Source organism: Aeromonas sp. Y311-2, assembly GCF_027706025.1.
GTDB lineage: Bacteria > Pseudomonadota > Gammaproteobacteria > Enterobacterales > Aeromonadaceae > Aeromonas > Aeromonas veronii.
Window position 1 is genome coordinate 38907 of sequence record NZ_JAPDCL010000023.1, and the last position, 17285, is coordinate 56191.

The following is a 17285-nucleotide window of genomic DNA, read 5'->3' on the forward strand; positions in this document are numbered from 1 at the left end:
CAATGGCACAGCATTTTGACTATATCGCCATCGGCGGCGGCAGCGGCGGTATTGCTTCTGCCAACCGGGCTGCCATGTACGGTAAGAAAGTTGCCCTGATTGAAGCCAAAGAGTTGGGTGGAACCTGCGTCAACGTAGGCTGCGTACCGAAGAAGGCCATGTGGTATGCCGGCCAGATCGCCGATGCCCTGAAATATGGCGCCGACTACGGCTTTGACACCACCCTCAACCACTTCAACTGGGCCAAGCTGGTCGAGTCCCGCCAGGCCTACATCGGCCGCATTCACCAGTCCTATCAGAACGTGCTGGGCAAGAACCAGATCACCGTCATCAAGGGCTTCGCCCGCTTCGTCAGCAGCAACACCATCGAGGTCAATGGCGAGCACTACACCGCCGATCATATCCTGATCGCTACCGGTGGCCGCCCGGAAATTCCGGCGATCCCGGGTGCCGAGCTGGGTATCGACTCCGACGGTTTCTTTGACCTGCAAAGCCAACCCAAGCGGGTTGCTGTGGTGGGTGCGGGCTACATCGCGGTCGAGATCGCAGGGGTGATGCAAGCGCTCGGCTCAGAGACCCATCTGGTGGTGCGCAAGCACGCGCCGCTGCGCAACTTCGACCCCATGATCCACGAGACACTGGTCGAAATCATGGCGCAGGAAGGGCCCAAGCTGCACACCCACGCCATTCCCAAAGCCGTGCTCAAGAACGCTGACAACAGCCTGACCCTGCAACTGGAAGATGGCCGCCATCTCACCGTCGACTGCCTGATCTGGGCCATCGGCCGGGTACCGGCTACCGACAACCTCAATCTGGCTGCCGCTGGCATCACGCTGGACGAGAAGGGCTTTATCCCGACCGACAAGTTCCAGAACACTTCCGTCGCCAACATCTATGCAGTGGGTGACAACACGGGTCGCATCCAGCTCACCCCGGTGGCCGTCGCTGCGGGCCGTCGCCTCTCCGAACGGCTGTTCAACAACAAGCCGAACGAGCACCTCAACTACGATCTGGTGCCGACCGTGGTGTTCAGCCACCCGCCCATCGGCACCATAGGCCTGACCGAACCTGAAGCCATCGCCCAATATGGCGAGGACCAGGTGAAGGTCTACCGCAGCCAGTTCACCGCCATGTACTCGGCACTGACCCAGCATCGCCAGCCCACCCGGATGAAGCTGGTCTGCGTCGGCCCGGAAGAGAAGGTGGTCGGTCTGCATGGCATCGGCTTTGCGATGGACGAGATCCTGCAAGGTTTCGGCGTCGCCATGAAGATGGGAGCCACCAAGGCGGACTTCGACAACTGCGTGGCGATCCATCCGACCAGTGCAGAAGAGTTCGTGACAATGCGATAGGTACGTTTGAAGTTGGCCTGTCACGAGCAGCCGGCTTCTACAGCCATGTAATCCCTTCATCCAAACCCGGCTCAGGCCGGGTTTTTTGATCCCTCCTCGCCATTTCTCTCGCAAATCCGTCGTTCTTTACGCCGATTTTACGCCTGCCACATGGCGCTTTATGGCGCCTTTACGCCTGTTTTACATACCCTTTTCAGCGTCAATGACACCAACAGAGTCGATATGGTCTTACATCGGCTCTCGCAGCTAATTATCTCAATGGAGTCGATATGAATTGGCTATATCTGCTGCTCGTCCTCGCCTTGATGGCCTATCTGATGCGCGCACTAACGCGCAGTCACGAGTGAGGGACTACCTATATGCAGCAAGAAATTATCTACCCGGTGGCCAGCAAACTGCCGAGCCTCGTGAGCAATCCAATGCGTGCCCTGACGCACCGTGACCACGAGTGAGGAACTAGAACATGTGGCAAGAAATAATCTATCCGGTGGCCTTCGTGCTGCTGGTTCTGCTACCGGCACCGCTGCTGGGCAACTACATCTACCGGGTATTTGAAGGCAAAATCCGCTGGCTGGCACCGGTCGAGCGCGCCACACTGGCTTGCTGTGGCACCGATGGACGGGAGCAGGACTGGAAGTCCTACGCCCTCAGCCTGCTGGCCTTCAACGGCGCCGGTTTCGGTCTGCTGTTCCTGATCCTGATGGCGCAGGGGTTGCTGCCCCTCAACCCGCAACAACTGCCTGGTCTGAGCTGGCAACTGGCATTCAACACCGCGGTCAGCTTTATGACCAACACCAACTGGCAAGCCTATTCCGGTGAGGCCAGCCTCTCCTACTTCAGCCAGATGGTAGGCCTGACCACCCAGAACTTCGTCTCCGCAGGGACGGGCGCCGCCGTCGCCATTGCCCTGTTCCGCGGTATCGCTCGTCAGCAGACCATCAACCTTGGCAACTTCTGGCAGGATCTGGTGCGTTTCTGCCTCTATGTGCTGCTGCCCATCGCGCTGATCATGGCGCTGGTGCTGGTATGGCAAGGGGTGCCGCAAAGCCTCTCCGCCTATCTGCCGTTCCACGGTGTGGAAGGTCAGGAGCAGCTGCTGCCCCTCGGCCCGGCTGCTTCGCAAATTGCCATCAAGCAGCTCGGCTCCAACGGCGGTGGCTTCTTCGGCATCAACTCCGCCCACCCGTTCGAGAACCCGACCGCCCTCTCCAACTGGCTGGAGATGGTCGCCCTGCTCACCATCGCCGCAGCCATGGTCTTTACTCTGGGCCGCTATGTGAAGGACATGGCCCACAGTCGCGCCATTCTCGGTGCCATGACCCTCATGCTGGTGCTGGGGCTCTTCGTCTCCCTCTCCCAGGAGCTGAAACCGGATCCCGCCCTCGCCCAGCTCACTACTGACGCCAGCAACATGACTGGCAACTGGGAAGGCAAGGAGAGCCGCTTCGGCCCTGTGCTCTCCAGCATCTGGGAAGTGGCGACTACTGCCGCCTCCAACGGTGCCGTCAACGCCATGCACGACAGCTTTACTCCGCTCGGCGGCATGGTGGGCATGATCAACATGCTGCTGGGTGAGGTCATCTTCGGCGGGGTCGGCTCCGGTATCTACGGCATGATGCTGTTCGTTCTGCTGACCGTGTTCCTGTGCGGTCTGATGGTGGGTCGCACCCCGACCTATCTGGGCAAACGGCTCGGTATCACCGAGATGAAGTGGGTGGTTGCCAGCATGCTGGTCATGCCGGTGGGTGTTTTGGTGATCGGTGGTGTCACCCTGCTGATGCCGGATGCCAGCACCATCATCGGCCATGATGGCCCGCACGGTCTGTCACGCCTCATCTATGCCTACGCCTCGGCTGCCGGCAACAACGGCTCCGCCTTCGCCGGTTTTGCCGCCGGTGACAACTGGCAGTGCATCGCCATCGGTCTGGCCATGCTGCTCGGTCGCTTCGGCTACATCATTCCGGTACTGGCCATCGCCGGTCAGCTGGCCCGTGCGCCCCGTCAGGAGACGAGCGAAGGGGACTTCCCCATCAGCGGCCCGCTGTTCGTTACCCTGCTGATCATCACCGTCCTGCTGATAGGTGGCCTCTCCTTCCTGCCGGTGCTGGCACTGGGCCCGGTGGCCGAACATCTGAGTCTGATCGGAGGAGCACTCTGATGAACCTGACCCTGTCGATCACCATCCGGATGCCAATCGCCAACTATCTGATGCTGGGAGCTTTCCAATGAGCAAGTCCACTGCAATGAGCACCGACACCATGTTGGTGAAGGGCAAAAAACAGAAATCACAGATCATCCAGGCAATGGTTGAGGCCCTCTATCGCTTCAATCCCAAGGCGCTGTTTGGCAGCCCCATCCTGTTCACCCTCTGGCTGGCCGCAGTCATGGCGACCATGGAGTCCCTGCTGGGGCAGCCTTTCTCCGGCGTTGCTCCCTCACTGGCCTGGCAGCTGACCGCCTGGCTCTGGCTGACCCTCTGGTTTGCCAACTTCGCGGAAACCCTGGCCGAGGGGCGCGGCAAGGCCCGCGCCGACAGCCTGAAAGCGGGCATGAGCCAGCTCAAGGCCCGTCGGGTGGCGAATGCCAAAGATGGTCAGGGCGAGTGGGTACCCGCCACCAGCCTGATGAAGGGGGACCTGGTGCTGGTACGCAGCGGCGAGATGATCCCGGCCGACGGTGAAGTGATCGCCGGTATCGCCTCGGTCAACGAGGCCGCCATCACCGGCGAATCCGCCCCCGTCATCCGCGAGTCGGGCACCGACCGCAGCGGCGTGACCGGCAACACGACGGTCGTCTCCGACGAGATCTGGGTGCGCGTCAGCAACAATCCGGGCGAGAGCACGCTGGATCGGATGATCGCACTGGTGGAAGGGGCCAAGCGCCAGAAGACCCCCAACGAGATGGCGCTGGACGCCCTGCTGGTGGGCCTGACTCTGATCTTCCTGTTGGTGGTCGCCACCCTGCCCTGGTTCCTCGACTACAACGGCACCCAGGTCCCGCGTCTCTACCTGATCGCTCTCTTCATTACCCTGATCCCGACCACCATTGGCGGCCTGCTCTCCGCCATCGGCATTGCCGGTATGGATCGACTGGTGAAGCTGAACGTCATCGCCAAGTCTGGCCGTGCCGTGGAAGCGGCCGGTGACGTGCGCACCCTGTTGTTGGACAAGACCGGCACCATCACCTTCGGTAACCGGATGGCCGACGAGTTGATCCCGGCACCGGGTGTCGACCCGGCCCTGCTGGCACAAGCGGCCATGCTGGCCTCGCTGGGTGACAACACCCCGGAGGGCAAATCCATCCTGACTCTGGCCAGCAAGAGCATGGCCAAGCCGAGCCAGCTGGAGAGCGACAAGGTGATCCCCTTCAGCGCCGAAACCCGCCTGAGCGGACTGGATCGCAACGGTCATCAATATCGCAAGGGTGCGGTGGATGCCGTGTTGAACTACCTCAGCCTCGACCGCAAGGTGGTGCCGGAGCTGGTGCTCAAGTCAGTCGATAGCATCGCCCGTCAGGGTGGGACTCCGCTGCTGGTCTGCACGCAGGAGAAACTGCTGGGGGTGGTCTACCTCAAGGACATCATCAAGCCCGGTATCAAGGCTCGCTTCCAGATCCTGCGCCACATGGGGATCCGCACCGTGATGATCACCGGCGACAACCCGAAAACCGCCGCCGCCATCGCCGCCGAAGCCGGGGTGGATGACTTCATCGCCGAAGCGACACCGGAGAAGAAGCTGGCCTATATCCGGCAGGAGCAGGCTGATGGTCGTCTGGTTGCCATGTGCGGCGACGGTGCCAACGATGCACCGGCACTGGCACAGGCTGATGTGGGGCTGGCCATGAACGAGGGTACCCAGGCCGCCAAGGAGGCGGGCAATCTGGTGGATCTCGACTCCAACCCAACCAAGCTGCTGGACGTGGTGCTGGTCGGCAAACAGCTGCTGGTGACCCGTGGCGCCCTGACCACCTTCTCCATCGCCAACGACGTCGCCAAGTACTTTGCCATCCTGCCAGCCCTGTTCATCGCCGCCTACCCGCAACTGGGGGCACTGAACCTGATGCAGCTGGGCAGCCCGCAGAGCGCCATCCTGTCGGCCATCATCTTCAACGCCCTGATCATTGTGGCGCTGGTGCCGCTGGCACTGCGTGGTGTCGACCTGAAAGGCTCGGCCGCCAGCCTGCTGCGCCGCAACCTGCTGATCTACGGTGTCGGCGGCCTGCTGGTGCCGTTTATCGGCATCAAGCTGATCGATCTGGTCATTACCGGCCTGGGTCTGGTGTAACGACATAACCGGGATGCGGGTCAGACCCGCATCCCCAGCCATCCTTTTGGAGCAAGAGAATCATGATAGCAATCAGAACCCTGTTGACCCTGACCCTGCTGCTGGGAGTGGGTTATCCGCTGGCGGTGACCGGGCTGGCCCAACTGCTGTTCCCCTGGCAGGCCAACGGCAGCCAGCTGACCGACAGCAAACAGCAACTCATCGGTAGCGCCCTGCTGGGGCAGAGATTCGAGCGGGCTGACTACTTCCATCCCCGTCCCTCCGCCAGCGATTTCAACACCATAGGCGGCAGCGCCAGCAATCTGGGGATGAGCTCACCGCTGCGGGCAGAGTTTGCCGAACAGGCCGCCAAGGCACAGCCTGGAACCCGCTCCCCCGCCATGCTGACCCGCTCCGCCTCCGGCCTCGATCCCCACCTGCCGCTGGATGCGGTGCTGGCTCAGGTCGACCGCGTCGCCAAAGAACGTGGACTGGATCCCGCCCAACTGACGGAGCAGGTCAAGTCGGCCACACAAGCTGGTATCCTTGGCCCGCAGGTGGTCAACATTCTCCAGCTGAATCTACAACTGGATCATCAAAAGGGCGCCTGATGGTGCCCATTCCGGTTTGGTGATGACCTCGATTTTCGCAACGGGCAGTTGGCTCGATAGGGATAACAATGGCTGATGTAGCAAGCGCTGATGCCCTGCTGACGAGTCTGATGCAGGAGCATGGTGATGCGTGATGAGGTAAGGGCCGACGCCCTGCTGGCGAGCCTGGAACAGGAGCACAAGGGCAAGCTGAAGGTGTTTCTCGGGGCAGCTCCCGGCGTGGGCAAGACCTACGCCATGCTGCAGGCGGTGCGGGAGCAGGCCAAAGAGGGGGTCGACATTCTGATCGGCGTGGTGGAGACCCATGGCCGTCAGGAGACCCTGGCTCTGCTCGACAAGCTCGCCATCATGCCGCGCAAGATCCACATGCACCGCCAGCAGCGACTGGAGGAGATGGATCTCGATGGCCTGCTCGCCCGCAAACCGGCCATCGCCGTGGTGGACGAGCTGGCCCACAGCAACGCCCCCGGCAGCCGCCACGAGAAGCGCTGGCAGGATGTGGAGGAGCTACTCAACGCCGGGATCGACGTCTACACCACCCTCAACGTGCAGCATCTGGAGAGCCTCAACGATCTGGTGTGGCAGCTGACCGGGGTCAGGGTGAAAGAGACCCTGCCCGATCAGGTGCTGCTGGAAGCCGACAGTCTGGTGCTGATCGACCTGCCCCCCAAGGAGCTGCTCGGCCGCCTCAAGGAGGGCAAGGTCTATGTGCCCCATCAGGCCAAGGCGGCGCTGCAATCCTTCTTCTCCCTCAACAACCTCACCGCATTGCGGGAGCTGGCGATGCAGACCGCCGCCAGCCATGTGGAGGGCGATCTGCAACTGCAGTGGCAGGCTGCAGGCAAGAGCACCTTGCCGCTGCGGGGCAAGCTGATGGTTTGCCTCGGTGACCTGCACGGCTCGGCGCTGGTGCGCTACGGCCACCGCTTTGCCCAGCGCCGTCAGCTCCCGTGGCTGGTGGTGCATGTCGACAGCAATGGCCGCCGCTCGGCCGATGTGGAGCAGGCGCTGGCGCTCGCCTCCCACCTCGGTGCCAAGGTGCTGACCCTCTCCAGTCCGGCGGTCGCCAACACCCTGCTGGAGACCGCCGAACAGCAGCAGGTCTCCCAGTTGCTGCTCGGCAAACCCCACAAGGCGCCGTGGCGCCGCTCGCTGGTGCAACACCTGCTCAAGCAGGCGCAGGGGCTCGAAATCACGCTGGTCGATACCGAGAAGCAGAAGCCCGAAGTGGGAATGCGCGTCCCGACCCCGAAGGATATTCACCACAGTCTGCTGGCAGTGGTGATCATGGGGATCACCTCGGCCGCCGCATGGGGGCTCTCCTACTGGCTGCCGCCCGCAGCGTTGCCGCTCATCTTCGTGCTGGGGGTGCTGGCGACCGCCCTCACCACCAGTCTGGTGCCCGCTACGCTGGCGGCGGTGCTGGGCTTTATCGCCCACAATCTGCTCTTCACCGCCCCCTACTTCTCCCTGAGCGTCGCCAACCACAGCGACCTGCTCACCCTGTTTGTGCTGCTTATCGTCGGCATGACGGCGGGACGGCTCGCCTCCCGCCAGCGGCAACAGCTGATCGGTCTGCGCGAGACCCAGCAGTTGGGCAATGCCCTGCTCTCCCTCAGTCAGGGGCTGGCCACCGCCAGCAGCCCGGAGGAGGTTTTGAGACAAGGTGCCCAGGCCATTTCGCTGGCGCTCGGCCAGCCGACCGTGGTGATCGACAAGGAGTTCAACGACAGGCTCGGCAACGAGAAGCACAGGCCCGGCCAGACCGACAAGGCGGCCATCGACTGGTGTCTGGCCCAGAAGCAGAGCGCCGGAGCCCACACCGCCACCCTCAATGCTGCCGAGGCCCAGTATCACCACCTCAGCGACGATCTGGTGATCGGCATAACGCTGGCCAATCCGCTCTCCTCCTCTGCCGAACACCAGCTGCAGGCGCTGCTCACCGACATTCGCGCCGCGCTGGCGCGGATCGACCTCAACGAGCGGCTGGCCGACAGCCAGCTACAGGCGGAGACCGACCGGATGCGCGCGGCCCTGCTCTCCTCGGTCTCCCACGATTTGAAAACGCCGCTGGCCACCATCATGGGTGCCGGCAGCACCCTGCTGGAATATGGTGACCGGATCCCCGCCGAAGACCGTGACGAACTGCTCCACTCGGTGCAGGAGGAGGCGCGCCGCCTCCACAGCTATGTGCAGAATCTGCTGGATATGACCCGCATCGGCTCCCCCGACTTCCAGCTGAAACGAGACTGGGTCGATCTGGCAGATCTGGTGGAGAGCGCCCGCAAGCGGCTCGACTCCTCCTGGCGCCAGCACAAGCTGCTGGTCCATTTCGATCAGCATGTGCCCCAGCTCTATGTCCATGGCGCCCTGATCGAACAGGTGCTGGTCAACATCCTCGACAACGCCTCCCGCTACTCGCCGGCTGGCACCCCCATCGAGTTCAAGGTGATGGTGGCCGAGCCCGATCTCATCATCGATATCATAGATATCGGGGTCGGTATCGCCGAGTCGGATCGGGAGAAGATCTTCAACCTCTTCTACACCCAGCCGGTGGGCGATTGCGGCAGCCGTGGCACCGGGCTTGGCCTCGCCATTTCCCGCGCTATGATAGAGGCCCACGGCGGCAAGATTTGGGCCTTCTCCGGCCCCAATGGCAACGGAACCTGCATGCGCATCTCCCTGCCGCTCGAGCTCAATTCACCGGAGGTTTGATGGCGCACATTCTGGTCATAGATGATGAAGCGGCGATCCGTCGCTTTCTGCGGATCAGCCTGATTGCCGAGGGGCATCAGGTGAGTGAGGCGGTGGGGGTCAATGAAGGGCTGGAGCAGTATCGCCACCTCAACCCCGATCTGGTGATCCTCGATCTCGGTCTGCCGGATGGCGATGGCATTCAGGTGTTGCAGGCCATTCGCGAACACCACCCCAATCCGGTGCTGGTGCTGTCGGCCCGCGATTCGGAGCAGGAGAAGGTGCGCTTGCTGGATGCCGGAGCCAACGACTACATGAGCAAGCCGTTCGGCATCGGCGAGATGATGGCCCGCATTCGCGTGCTCTTGCGCCAGCGGGCTGGTGTCAGCAGTGGCGAACGGCGCCACTTCCCCCAATGCGGCCTGACGCTCGATATCAGCAGCCACAAGGTAACCATGAAAGACGAGGAGATCCCTCTCTCCCGCAAGGAGTTCGCCCTGTTGCAGGCGCTGGTGTGCCACCCCGGCAAGCTGGTGATGCAGACCCAGCTACTCAACGACATCTGGGGGCCGAGCCACAAGGAGGACACCCACTACCTGCGCATCGTCATCGCCAGCCTGCGCAAAAAGCTGGGGGATAACCCCCAGCAACCGACGCTTATCGAGACCGAATCCGGTATCGGCTACCGCTTTATCGGCAACTGACGTTTCACGTGGAACGACGCCCGCTGCAAATCAGCGCCAGCAGACCGCAGCCACTCAGCAACAGGCCGAGATCCTGCAATCCGGCCGCCACCGCCAACCCCAGACTGAGCAGCAGGTAGTAGCCAAGCCCGAACAGGGCGCCAGCGCTGCCCGCTACTTCGCGATAGGCCAGCAGCGCCTGACTCAGCACATTGGGGATAGCCAGCCCGAAGGCCACCACCACACCCATCATGGGCAACAGGAACCAGAGGCTGGACTGACTCGCCCAGACCAGCAGCCCGGCGACCAGCGCCAGAGCACAAGCCAGTCTGACCAGAGAGGACGGCAGCCACCCCCTCCCCAGCAGATGCTTGTTGAGCAGGCTGCCAAGCAGGGTCGCCAGCGCCAGCAAGATCCCCGAATAACCAAACTCGCCAGTGCTCAATCCCAATCCGGCAAACAGGAACGGCGCCAGACTGTAGTAACCAAACAGCATGGTGTTGAACAAGGCGACCAGCATGGCACTGCGCCAGAGCCCGCCATCCTTCATCATCCGGCACGCCAGCGGCCAGAGTGCGATTTGCCGGATGGTGGCCGGACGGGTTTCCGGCAGTTGCCAACAGGTAACCAGAAGCAAACCTACTGCCAGTACCAGCAGACCGCTGAACACCCCGAGATAGCCGAACCCGCTCGCCAGCTGACCGCCACTGAGCAGCCCCAGCACCGGACTGAGTGAGAGCGCAATGCCCATCACCGAGAAGACCCGCGCCAGATCGCTGCCCTGATAGCTGTCACGCAGCATGGTCTGGGTCACCACGGAACCCACTGCAGCGCCAAAGGCCGAGATGATCCGGGCCTGCAGCAGGGTCTCAAACTGATTAGCCAGCAGCGCCAGCAGGGTGCCTACGCCATAGGTGAGCAACCCGGCCAACATGGCGGGACGGCGCCCGATCAGATCGCAGAGCCGCCCCCAGCAGACCACGCCCACCGCAAACGCCAGAAAATAGACCGACAGGGTCTGGGATGCCTGCCCTTCGCTCACCTGAAACTCGGTAGCGATGTGGGTCAGGACCGGGCTGTAGATGGTCTCCACAATTTGGGGAAACATCATCAATCCCACCACCAGCCAGAGCGGTGGCAACTTGTTGTTCATGACAAACCTCCTTCACAAGAGGTCGCCATTCTAGAGAGATGCCATTTGTCTGATTACAATAAGCAAGACTATAAACATCAAAAATCGGACATATGGCCTTTATTCTTCCCGATCACCCTTTTAACCCCGACCAGCTGACGGGCAGCGTGATCGGCATCGCCTCCGCCCTCGGCTGGCACGACTCGGGCCGGCATCAGCATCAGCGCCATCAGCTGCTGTTCGCTCAATCCGGCTGCATGACCATGGAGCTGGAAGGTCGGGTCTGCCTGCTGCCACCCACCCGCGCCGCCTGGCTGCCAGCGGGCACCGCCCACCGGGTACTGATGCGCGGTGTCGTCGCCTACCGATCCCTCTACTTCCAGCCGCACCCCGAGTTGCCCGGCACGGTCGAAGTGCTGGCGGTCAATCCGCTGCTGCACGAACTGATCGAACGGATGGCGCTCTGGCCGTGGGACAAACCGCAAGAGCAGCAACAACGGACGGTGGCTCTGTTTATGGAAGAATTGAGGCTGGCGCCACGGGAGTCGTGGCAGTTGCCGCTGCCGACGGATCCCAGACTGGGCGACTGGCTACAGCAGTTGAAGCGGGAGGATGTCCTGCCCGATCGGCTCAACCGGCTGGCCGAACGGGTGGGTGCCAGTGACAAGACCATTAGCCGCATCTTCATGCGGGAGACCGGCATGAGCTATCAGGCGTGGCGTCAGCAGTGGCGGCTGTTGCGCGCAATGGAGCTGCTGGCAGAAAGCGAGCCCATCAGCCGGATTGCTGCTGCGCTGGAGTTCTCCAGCGACAGTGCCTTCATCAGCTTCTTCAAACAACATACGGGACAGACCCCCCTGCGCTATCTCAGCTCTCGGGGTGAGTCGCCACAGCCTGACTCGCCTCCACCACCAGGGTATCCAGCGCCAGCGGTTTGAGATTGTGCAACGCATCCTGCACCACGGCATGAGATGCCTGTTGCAACTCGCTCTGCACATCTTGCTCCAGCTGGGCACTCTCCAGCTCGGGCCGCGGGTTTTCGTTGGCCATCACGTTCAGGCTCAGGACACTCACAATCAGGGTAGCGATCAGGCTTTTCATCTGGCTTGCTCCGGTATGGTTGAGATGACCAGATAGCTATTCCAATAGTTGTGCCAATCCTCACGCAATTCATAACATTATGATTTTGTTTAAATTAACTATATATCGATACCAAATTGAGTCGCAAAATGCATCCCGCACGGTCATTTTTAAACCAACAGTTGGTGCTTTTAACCACGCTTGATTTTTGCACCATGTTCCACGTGGAACGGTCCCATCTTTTTGATCGACACCCGCTTTTAAACTGAGCTATGGTGCTACATCCCCGTAACTCAAATCTGGATCTGTCACTGAATGGAATTTTCCTTGTTCGGCGAGAAGTTCACTCGCCACGCCGGTATTACCCAACTCATGGATGACCTCAATCAGGGGCTGACCAATCCGGACGCCATCATGCTGGGTGGCGGCAATCCGGCCCCGATCCCCGCCATGCTGGAACGCTTTCAGGCCGAGGCCAAGAGCCTGCTCGACAACGGCGAGCTGGTCAAAGCGATGGCCAACTACGACGGCCCGCAAGGCAAAGACAGGTTCACCAAAGCGCTGGCCGCCCTGCTCAGCAAGGAGCTGGGATGGGATATCTCGGCCCGCAATATCGCCCTGACCAACGGCAGCCAGAATGCCTTCTTCTACCTGTTTAACCTGCTGGCCGGCGAATTTGCCGATGGCCGCAAGAAGAAGGTGCTGTTCCCGCTTGCCCCCGAATACATCGGCTATGCCGACTCGGCGCTGGCCGACGACTACTTCGTGGCCTACAAGCCCACCATCGAGAAGCTGCCCGATGGCCAGTTCAAATACCACGTGGATTTCGAGAGCCTGCAGGTAGGTGACGACATCGGGGTGATCTGCGTCTCCCGCCCAACCAACCCCACCGGCAATGTGCTGACCGACGAAGAGATCGAACACCTCGATCAGATTGCCCGCGACAAGGGGATTCCGCTGCTGATCGACAACGCCTACGGCGTCCCCTTCCCGGGCATCATCTTCAGCGAAGCCAAGCCATTCTGGAACGCCAACACCATCCTCTGCATGAGCCTCTCCAAGCTCGGCCTGCCAGGCACCCGCTGCGGCATCGTCATCGCCGACGAGAAGATCATCCAGGCCATCACCAACCTGAGCGGCATCATCAATCTGGCGCCGGGCAGTCTGGGGCCCGCCATCACCATCCCGATGATCGAGAGCGGCGATATCATCGCCCTCAGCGAACAGGTGGTGAAGCCCTTCTATCAGCAAAAGGCGGAGCTGGCGGTGCAGCTGCTGCGCGAAGCGATCCCCGACCCGCGCTTCCACATTCATAAACCGGAAGGGGCCCTCTTCCTCTGGCTCTGGTTTGAAGGCTTGCCGATCCACTGTCAGGAGCTCTATGAGCGACTGAAGGCGAAAAACCTGCTGATCGTGCCGGGTCACTACTTCTTCCCCGGCATCGACGACCCAGAGTGGCGCCACAGCCAGGAGTGCATCCGCCTCAACTACTCCCAAAGCGAGGAGCTGGTTCGCCGCGGCATCGCCATTCTGGCGGACGAGATCAACACCCTCTACGCTGGTTAATCCAACCCAGCGATACAAAAACAACAAAGGCCTGCAGATGCAGGCCTTTGTTGTTTATCGCGATCCGGTTTGCTTAACCGGGCAACGCCAGCTGCTCGGGTTTGCCGATGGGGATGGCACGGGGCTTGAGCGCCTCCGGCAGCTCGCGAGCCAGATCGATGGTTAGCAGACCATGCTCCAGCTTGGCACCCTGCACTTCCACGTGTTGGCTCAGCTTGAAGGCGAGCTCGAAGTCGCGCTCGGCAATCCCCTGATGGAGGAACTGACGCTCACCGGCAGCAGCTCCTTTGCGCCCCTTCACCTTGAGGGTGCCGTTTTCGGTCTCCAGCTCCAGCTCTTCGCGCTCGAAGCCAGCTACGGCGACCGTGATGCGATAGCCATCCTGATCGCGCTTTTCAATGTTGTACGGGGGGTAAGCTGCGGTCTTCTGCTCGAACAGACCTTCCAGCTCACGGGCCATCCGCTCGAAGCCGACGGCGTTGGAATAGAGATGAGAAAAATCGAGGTTACGCATAATCCTATCCTTCTAATAAGCAACAGGTTCAACTCTCCACAGGCCCGTTATCGGCACCCGGGAAATTTTAAAATTTCAGTGAATTCAGGCTATCAGCCGTTGATCTCGATCTTGCGCGGCTTCATCGCCTCGGGCACCTCACGCACCAGCTCGATGTGCAGCAAGCCGTTTTTCAGGTCGGCCCCTTTCACCCGCACATAGTCGGCCAGCTGGAAGCGGCGCTCGAAACCACGTTCGGCGATCCCCTGATAGAGATAGTTGCGCCCGGTGTCGGCCTGCTTGTTGCCCTTCACCGTCAACAGATTTTCCTGGAAGCTCAGCTCCAGCTCTTCCTGGGTAAAGCCCGCCACCGCCATGCTGATGCGGTAGTCGTTGTCACCCAGCTGCTCGATGTTGTAGGGGGGATAACCGGCATTGCCATTGCTGGCTGCAGATTCGATGAGATTGGCCAGACGATCGAAACCGATGGCAGAACGATAGAGCGGAGAAAAGTCGATAGAACGCATAATATTACCCTCTTGTGAGCGATAACGTATTATTTGCCCTCCTAATGGACGGGCGCCTGGTCGAAACCTCTGTCGAGCGTTCCGGCCTTGTTACCTATATAGGGGCTCACTTTTTCCTTTCAAGGGGATTTTTTCAAATTTTTTAAATGGCCGCGCCGACCTGTAGAACATCAACCAGTTGGCCCGATAGTGATGATAATCGACCCATGGGCCACTGATGGCAACTCGCTCCGCCCCCCATAATTGGTTGCATATCCACCAGCCAACATGGAGCCATCCCATGAAGATTACCCAGGTTCGCAACGCCACCTTGCTGCTCGACTATGCCGGCACCCGCTTTCTGATCGACCCCATGCTCTCGGCCAAGGGAGCCTTCCCCGGCTTTGAGGGCACCGCCAACAGCCAGCTGCGCAATCCGCTGGTCGAGCTGCCGCTACCGCTCGATGAGCTGGTCGATGTGGACGCCGTGATCGTCACTCACGACCACCCCGACCACTGGGATGACGCCGCCAGAGCCCTGCTCCCCAAACATCTGCCGCTCTTGGTGCAACATCAGAAAGATGCCGATGCCATTCGTGCCAGTGGCTTTGAGGATGTGCGGCTGCTGAACGACCAGCCCGAGTTTGCCGGCATTCGCCTGCAACAGACCGGTGGCCAGCACGGCAGCGACCAGTTGATGGCGGTACTGGGCGAGCGCATGGGAGAAGTGTGCGGCGTGGTCTTCTCCCACCCCGATGAACAGTGCCTCTATCTGGCCGGTGATACCATCTGGCATCCCCGGGTCAAGCAAGCCCTGCAACAGCATCAACCCGAGGTCATTATCCTCAACTGCGGCGATGCACAGGTGCCCGGGCTCGGTTCCATCATCATGGGCAAGGAGGATGTCGCCGCCGTTTATCAGGCCGCACCGCAAGCCACGCTGATCGCCAGCCATATGGAGGCGGTCAACCACGCCGTGCTGTCACGCCAGGAGCTGCGCGACTATCTGGCGGTACGGGGCATGACGGATCGGGTACGGGTGCCAGAAGATGGCGAGGCTCTCTCGCTGTAACTAACTGGGCCATGCCGAACAGCGCGCATGGCCCTTCGGCTTTCACTGCCGAACGCTTATGATGAGAGGTCTGCGCGCAGAGAGGAGCCAACATAATGCCCACCCCGATCGTTGCCGTGGTGACCTTCGATCACTTCAGCCCTTTTCACTGCGCCGTTCCCTGCCTCATCTTCGGCGATATCCTGCCGGGCCAGCCGCTGTTCGAGCTCAAGATCTGCTGCGGTGATGGCAACCGCCACGCACACTCGGCGCAAGGCTTCACCATTCAGGCGCCCCATGGGCTGGAGGTGCTGGCCAAGGCGGAGATCATCGTTATCCCCTTCTGGCACGACCCGGCAGCACGGCCACCCGCTGCGTTGCTCGATGCCCTGATTGCCGCCAGAGCCAGAGGCGCCCGACTGGTCGGGCTCTGTCTTGGCACCTATGTGCTCGCATACGCCGGGTTACTCAATGGTCACAAGGCATCGACCCACTGGGAGTATGAGCAGGATTTCTGCCACCGCTTTCCCTGCGTGCAGCTCGATACCAACGCCCTCTATGTGGATGACGATGGGCTGGTCACCTCGGCAGGCACTGCCGCCGGGCTGGACTGCTGCCTCTATCTGGTGCGCCAGTACCACGGCTCGGCCATCGCCAACAAGGTGGCGCGGCGGCTGGTGATCCCGCCTCACCGGGAAGGGGGCCAAGCCCAGTTTATCGAACAGCCGGTGCCCGCCTCCACCCGCGATGTCCGGATGAACCAGTTGCTCGATCACCTGCGTGCCCATCTGGCCGAGCCTCATACCCTGGACTCTCTGGCGGCCCATACCCTGATGAGCCGACGCACCTTTACCCGCCGTTTTCATCAGGCAACCGGCCTTTCAGTGGGTGGATGGCTGCTGGCGGAGCGGCTCAGGCGCAGTCAGGAGTTACTGGAAGTGAGCGGTCATTCCATCGATCGCATCGCCGAGCTGGTCGGCTTCAAGAGTGCCACCTCCCTGCGCAATCACTTCCGCGCCCGCTTTGCCATCTCCCCTAGCGAGTGGCGACGCTCTTTTCGTGGCAACAATGTCTGATGACATCCTCTATACCCGCTCACTCCGCTATGGCAGGCTAACCAGAAATCCCGAGGAGTCATCCCATGTCCCGTTCCGAACGCCTGCTGGCCCTGCTCCAGCTGCTGCGCGGCCACCTTTACGCCATCACTGGCACAGAACTGGCCAGCCAGCTTGGTATCAGCCTGCGCACCCTCTATCGGGATATCGCCACCCTGCAGGCGCAAGGTGCCCATATCGAGGGTGAACCAGGGATCGGCTATGTGCTGCGTCCCGGCTTCATGCTGCCGCCATTGATGTTCAGTGAAGAGGAGCTGGATGCACTGGTGCTGGGGTCGCGTTGGGTCGTCGCCCACGGTGACGAAGCCTTGAGTGCATCGGCCAGCAGTGCGCTGGCCAAGATAGAAGCCGTGCTGCCCGCCGACTATCGCCAGCAGCTCCAGAGCAATGCCCTGCTGATCGGCACCTCCCGCAGCGACAACCACACAGATGAAGCCCCGCTGCGCAGCGCCATCCGCAAGCAACGCAAGGTGATCCAGGGCTATCGCGATCTCAAGGATGAGGCCTCTGAGCGCACCGTCTGGCCCTTTGCCCTCGGCTACTTCGAACAGGTACGGGTACTGGTGGCCTGGTGCGAACTGCGTCAGGGCTTTCGCCACTTTCGGGTCGATCGCATTACCCGGATGCAGCCGCAAGATTGCCGCTATCCAAAAAGCAGAGAGAGCCTGCTGAAGGAGTGGCGCGCCACCCAGCAGATCCCGCAGCCGAAATTCATTGCTGACAGAAACTGACAGCAGGTA

15 protein-coding genes are annotated in these 17285 nt (G+C 61.3%); 11 read left to right on the top strand and 4 right to left on the bottom strand.

All coding sequences use genetic code 11. The annotated features are described in order from the left end of the window. Positions 1-2: 2 nt before the first annotated feature. The 6 genes from gorA (at position 3) to OKC42_RS18410 (ending at position 9623) form a co-directional block, all read left to right on the top strand. Positions 3-1352, top strand: coding sequence for a glutathione-disulfide reductase (gene gorA, locus OKC42_RS18385; RefSeq protein ID WP_270820541.1), 1350 nt, complete (start codon positions 3-5; stop codon positions 1350-1352). 463 nt (positions 1353-1815) lie between these two features. Beyond that, on the top strand, positions 1816-3510 hold the full coding sequence (gene kdpA / locus OKC42_RS18390) for a potassium-transporting ATPase subunit KdpA (protein ID WP_100652169.1): 1695 nt from the start codon (positions 1816-1818) through the stop codon (positions 3508-3510). A gap of 67 nt (positions 3511-3577) precedes the next feature. Further along, positions 3578-5635 carry a potassium-transporting ATPase subunit KdpB gene (gene kdpB / locus OKC42_RS18395; RefSeq protein ID WP_270820542.1) on the top strand — a complete coding sequence of 686 codons (2058 nt, stop codon included), beginning with the start codon at positions 3578-3580 and terminating at the stop codon, positions 5633-5635. A 62-nt stretch (positions 5636-5697) separates the two neighbouring features. Further along, positions 5698-6225 (top strand): potassium-transporting ATPase subunit C, encoded by a 528-nt coding sequence (locus tag OKC42_RS18400; RefSeq protein WP_270820543.1) that lies wholly within the window; start codon positions 5698-5700, stop codon positions 6223-6225. Between the two features lie 126 nt (positions 6226-6351). Continuing rightward, positions 6352-8940, top strand: a complete 2589-nt coding sequence (locus tag OKC42_RS18405) for a sensor histidine kinase (protein ID WP_270820544.1) — start codon at positions 6352-6354, stop codon at positions 8938-8940. Further along, positions 8940-9623 carry a response regulator gene (locus tag OKC42_RS18410; RefSeq protein WP_033138525.1) on the top strand — a complete coding sequence of 228 codons (684 nt, stop codon included), beginning with the start codon at positions 8940-8942 and terminating at the stop codon, positions 9621-9623. The genes OKC42_RS18405 and OKC42_RS18410 overlap by 1 nt, the downstream gene beginning before the upstream one ends. A 4-nt stretch (positions 9624-9627) precedes the next feature. Here OKC42_RS18410 and OKC42_RS18415 read toward each other — a convergent pair whose 3' ends face one another. After that, positions 9628-10755 carry a multidrug effflux MFS transporter gene (locus tag OKC42_RS18415; protein ID WP_270820546.1) on the bottom strand — a complete coding sequence of 376 codons (1128 nt, stop codon included), beginning with the start codon at positions 10753-10755 and terminating at the stop codon, positions 9628-9630. 92 nt (positions 10756-10847) lie between these two features. On the opposite strand from OKC42_RS18415, the gene OKC42_RS18420 reads away from it, so the two are divergent. Then, positions 10848-11672, top strand: a complete 825-nt coding sequence (locus tag OKC42_RS18420) for an AraC family transcriptional regulator (protein WP_270820549.1) — start codon at positions 10848-10850, stop codon at positions 11670-11672. On the opposite strand, the gene OKC42_RS18425 is transcribed toward OKC42_RS18420, so the two are convergent. Further along, positions 11602-11835 carry a hypothetical protein gene (locus OKC42_RS18425; protein ID WP_021230450.1) on the bottom strand — a complete coding sequence of 78 codons (234 nt, stop codon included), beginning with the start codon at positions 11833-11835 and terminating at the stop codon, positions 11602-11604. The genes OKC42_RS18420 and OKC42_RS18425 overlap by 71 nt on opposite strands. A 294-nt stretch (positions 11836-12129) precedes the next feature. On the opposite strand from OKC42_RS18425, the gene OKC42_RS18430 reads away from it, so the two are divergent. Further along, the gene (locus OKC42_RS18430; protein ID WP_058056554.1) at positions 12130-13380 is read left to right on the top strand and encodes a valine--pyruvate transaminase; all 1251 of its coding nucleotides are present in this window, start codon (positions 12130-12132) and stop codon (positions 13378-13380) included. Positions 13381-13453: 73 nt separating this feature from the next. Here OKC42_RS18430 and OKC42_RS18435 read toward each other — a convergent pair whose 3' ends face one another. Continuing rightward, positions 13454-13894, bottom strand: a complete 441-nt coding sequence (locus tag OKC42_RS18435; RefSeq protein ID WP_005339297.1) for an Hsp20 family protein — start codon at positions 13892-13894, stop codon at positions 13454-13456. Positions 13895-13986: 92 nt separating this feature from the next. After that, on the bottom strand, positions 13987-14400 hold the full coding sequence (locus OKC42_RS18440; RefSeq protein ID WP_005339298.1) for an Hsp20 family protein: 414 nt from the start codon (positions 14398-14400) through the stop codon (positions 13987-13989). A 280-nt stretch (positions 14401-14680) separates the two neighbouring features. On the opposite strand from OKC42_RS18440, the gene OKC42_RS18445 reads away from it, so the two are divergent. The 3 genes from OKC42_RS18445 (at position 14681) to OKC42_RS18455 (ending at position 17276) form a co-directional block, all read left to right on the top strand. After that, entirely contained in the window at positions 14681-15451 is a 771-nt protein-coding gene (locus tag OKC42_RS18445) for an MBL fold metallo-hydrolase (RefSeq protein WP_270820550.1), read from the top strand. A gap of 95 nt (positions 15452-15546) precedes the next feature. Continuing rightward, a complete protein-coding gene (locus OKC42_RS18450) occupies positions 15547-16506 on the top strand; it encodes a helix-turn-helix domain-containing protein (protein WP_270820553.1) in 960 nt (319 codons plus the stop codon). Between the two features lie 65 nt (positions 16507-16571). Further along, a complete protein-coding gene (locus OKC42_RS18455) occupies positions 16572-17276 on the top strand; it encodes a helix-turn-helix transcriptional regulator (RefSeq protein WP_270820554.1) in 705 nt (234 codons plus the stop codon). Positions 17277-17285 lie beyond the last annotated feature (9 nt).

What these genes read in the sequence shown, in the direction of transcription:
- OKC42_RS18450 (WP_270820553.1), top strand. Translation starts at nt 15,547, where the DNA reads ATGCCCACCCCGATCGTTGCCGTGGTGACCTTCGATCACTTCAGCCCT.
- OKC42_RS18430 (WP_058056554.1), top strand. Translation starts at nt 12,130, where the DNA reads ATGGAATTTTCCTTGTTCGGCGAGAAGTTCACTCGCCACGCCGGTATT.
- OKC42_RS18400 (WP_270820543.1), top strand. Translation starts at nt 5,698, where the DNA reads ATGATAGCAATCAGAACCCTGTTGACCCTGACCCTGCTGCTGGGAGTG.
- gorA (WP_270820541.1), top strand. Translation starts at nt 3, where the DNA reads ATGGCACAGCATTTTGACTATATCGCCATCGGCGGCGGCAGCGGCGGT.
- OKC42_RS18455 (WP_270820554.1), top strand. Translation starts at nt 16,572, where the DNA reads ATGTCCCGTTCCGAACGCCTGCTGGCCCTGCTCCAGCTGCTGCGCGGC.
- OKC42_RS18420 (WP_270820549.1), top strand. Translation starts at nt 10,848, where the DNA reads ATGGCCTTTATTCTTCCCGATCACCCTTTTAACCCCGACCAGCTGACG.
- OKC42_RS18425 (WP_021230450.1), bottom strand. Translation starts at nt 11,835, where the DNA reads ATGAAAAGCCTGATCGCTACCCTGATTGTGAGTGTCCTGAGCCTGAAC.
- OKC42_RS18410 (WP_033138525.1), top strand. Translation starts at nt 8,940, where the DNA reads ATGGCGCACATTCTGGTCATAGATGATGAAGCGGCGATCCGTCGCTTT.
- kdpA (WP_100652169.1), top strand. Translation starts at nt 1,816, where the DNA reads ATGTGGCAAGAAATAATCTATCCGGTGGCCTTCGTGCTGCTGGTTCTG.
- OKC42_RS18445 (WP_270820550.1), top strand. Translation starts at nt 14,681, where the DNA reads ATGAAGATTACCCAGGTTCGCAACGCCACCTTGCTGCTCGACTATGCC.
- OKC42_RS18440 (WP_005339298.1), bottom strand. Translation starts at nt 14,400, where the DNA reads ATGCGTTCTATCGACTTTTCTCCGCTCTATCGTTCTGCCATCGGTTTC.
- kdpB (WP_270820542.1), top strand. Translation starts at nt 3,578, where the DNA reads ATGAGCAAGTCCACTGCAATGAGCACCGACACCATGTTGGTGAAGGGC.
- OKC42_RS18435 (WP_005339297.1), bottom strand. Translation starts at nt 13,894, where the DNA reads ATGCGTAACCTCGATTTTTCTCATCTCTATTCCAACGCCGTCGGCTTC.
- OKC42_RS18405 (WP_270820544.1), top strand. Translation starts at nt 6,352, where the DNA reads ATGCGTGATGAGGTAAGGGCCGACGCCCTGCTGGCGAGCCTGGAACAG.
- OKC42_RS18415 (WP_270820546.1), bottom strand. Translation starts at nt 10,755, where the DNA reads ATGAACAACAAGTTGCCACCGCTCTGGCTGGTGGTGGGATTGATGATG.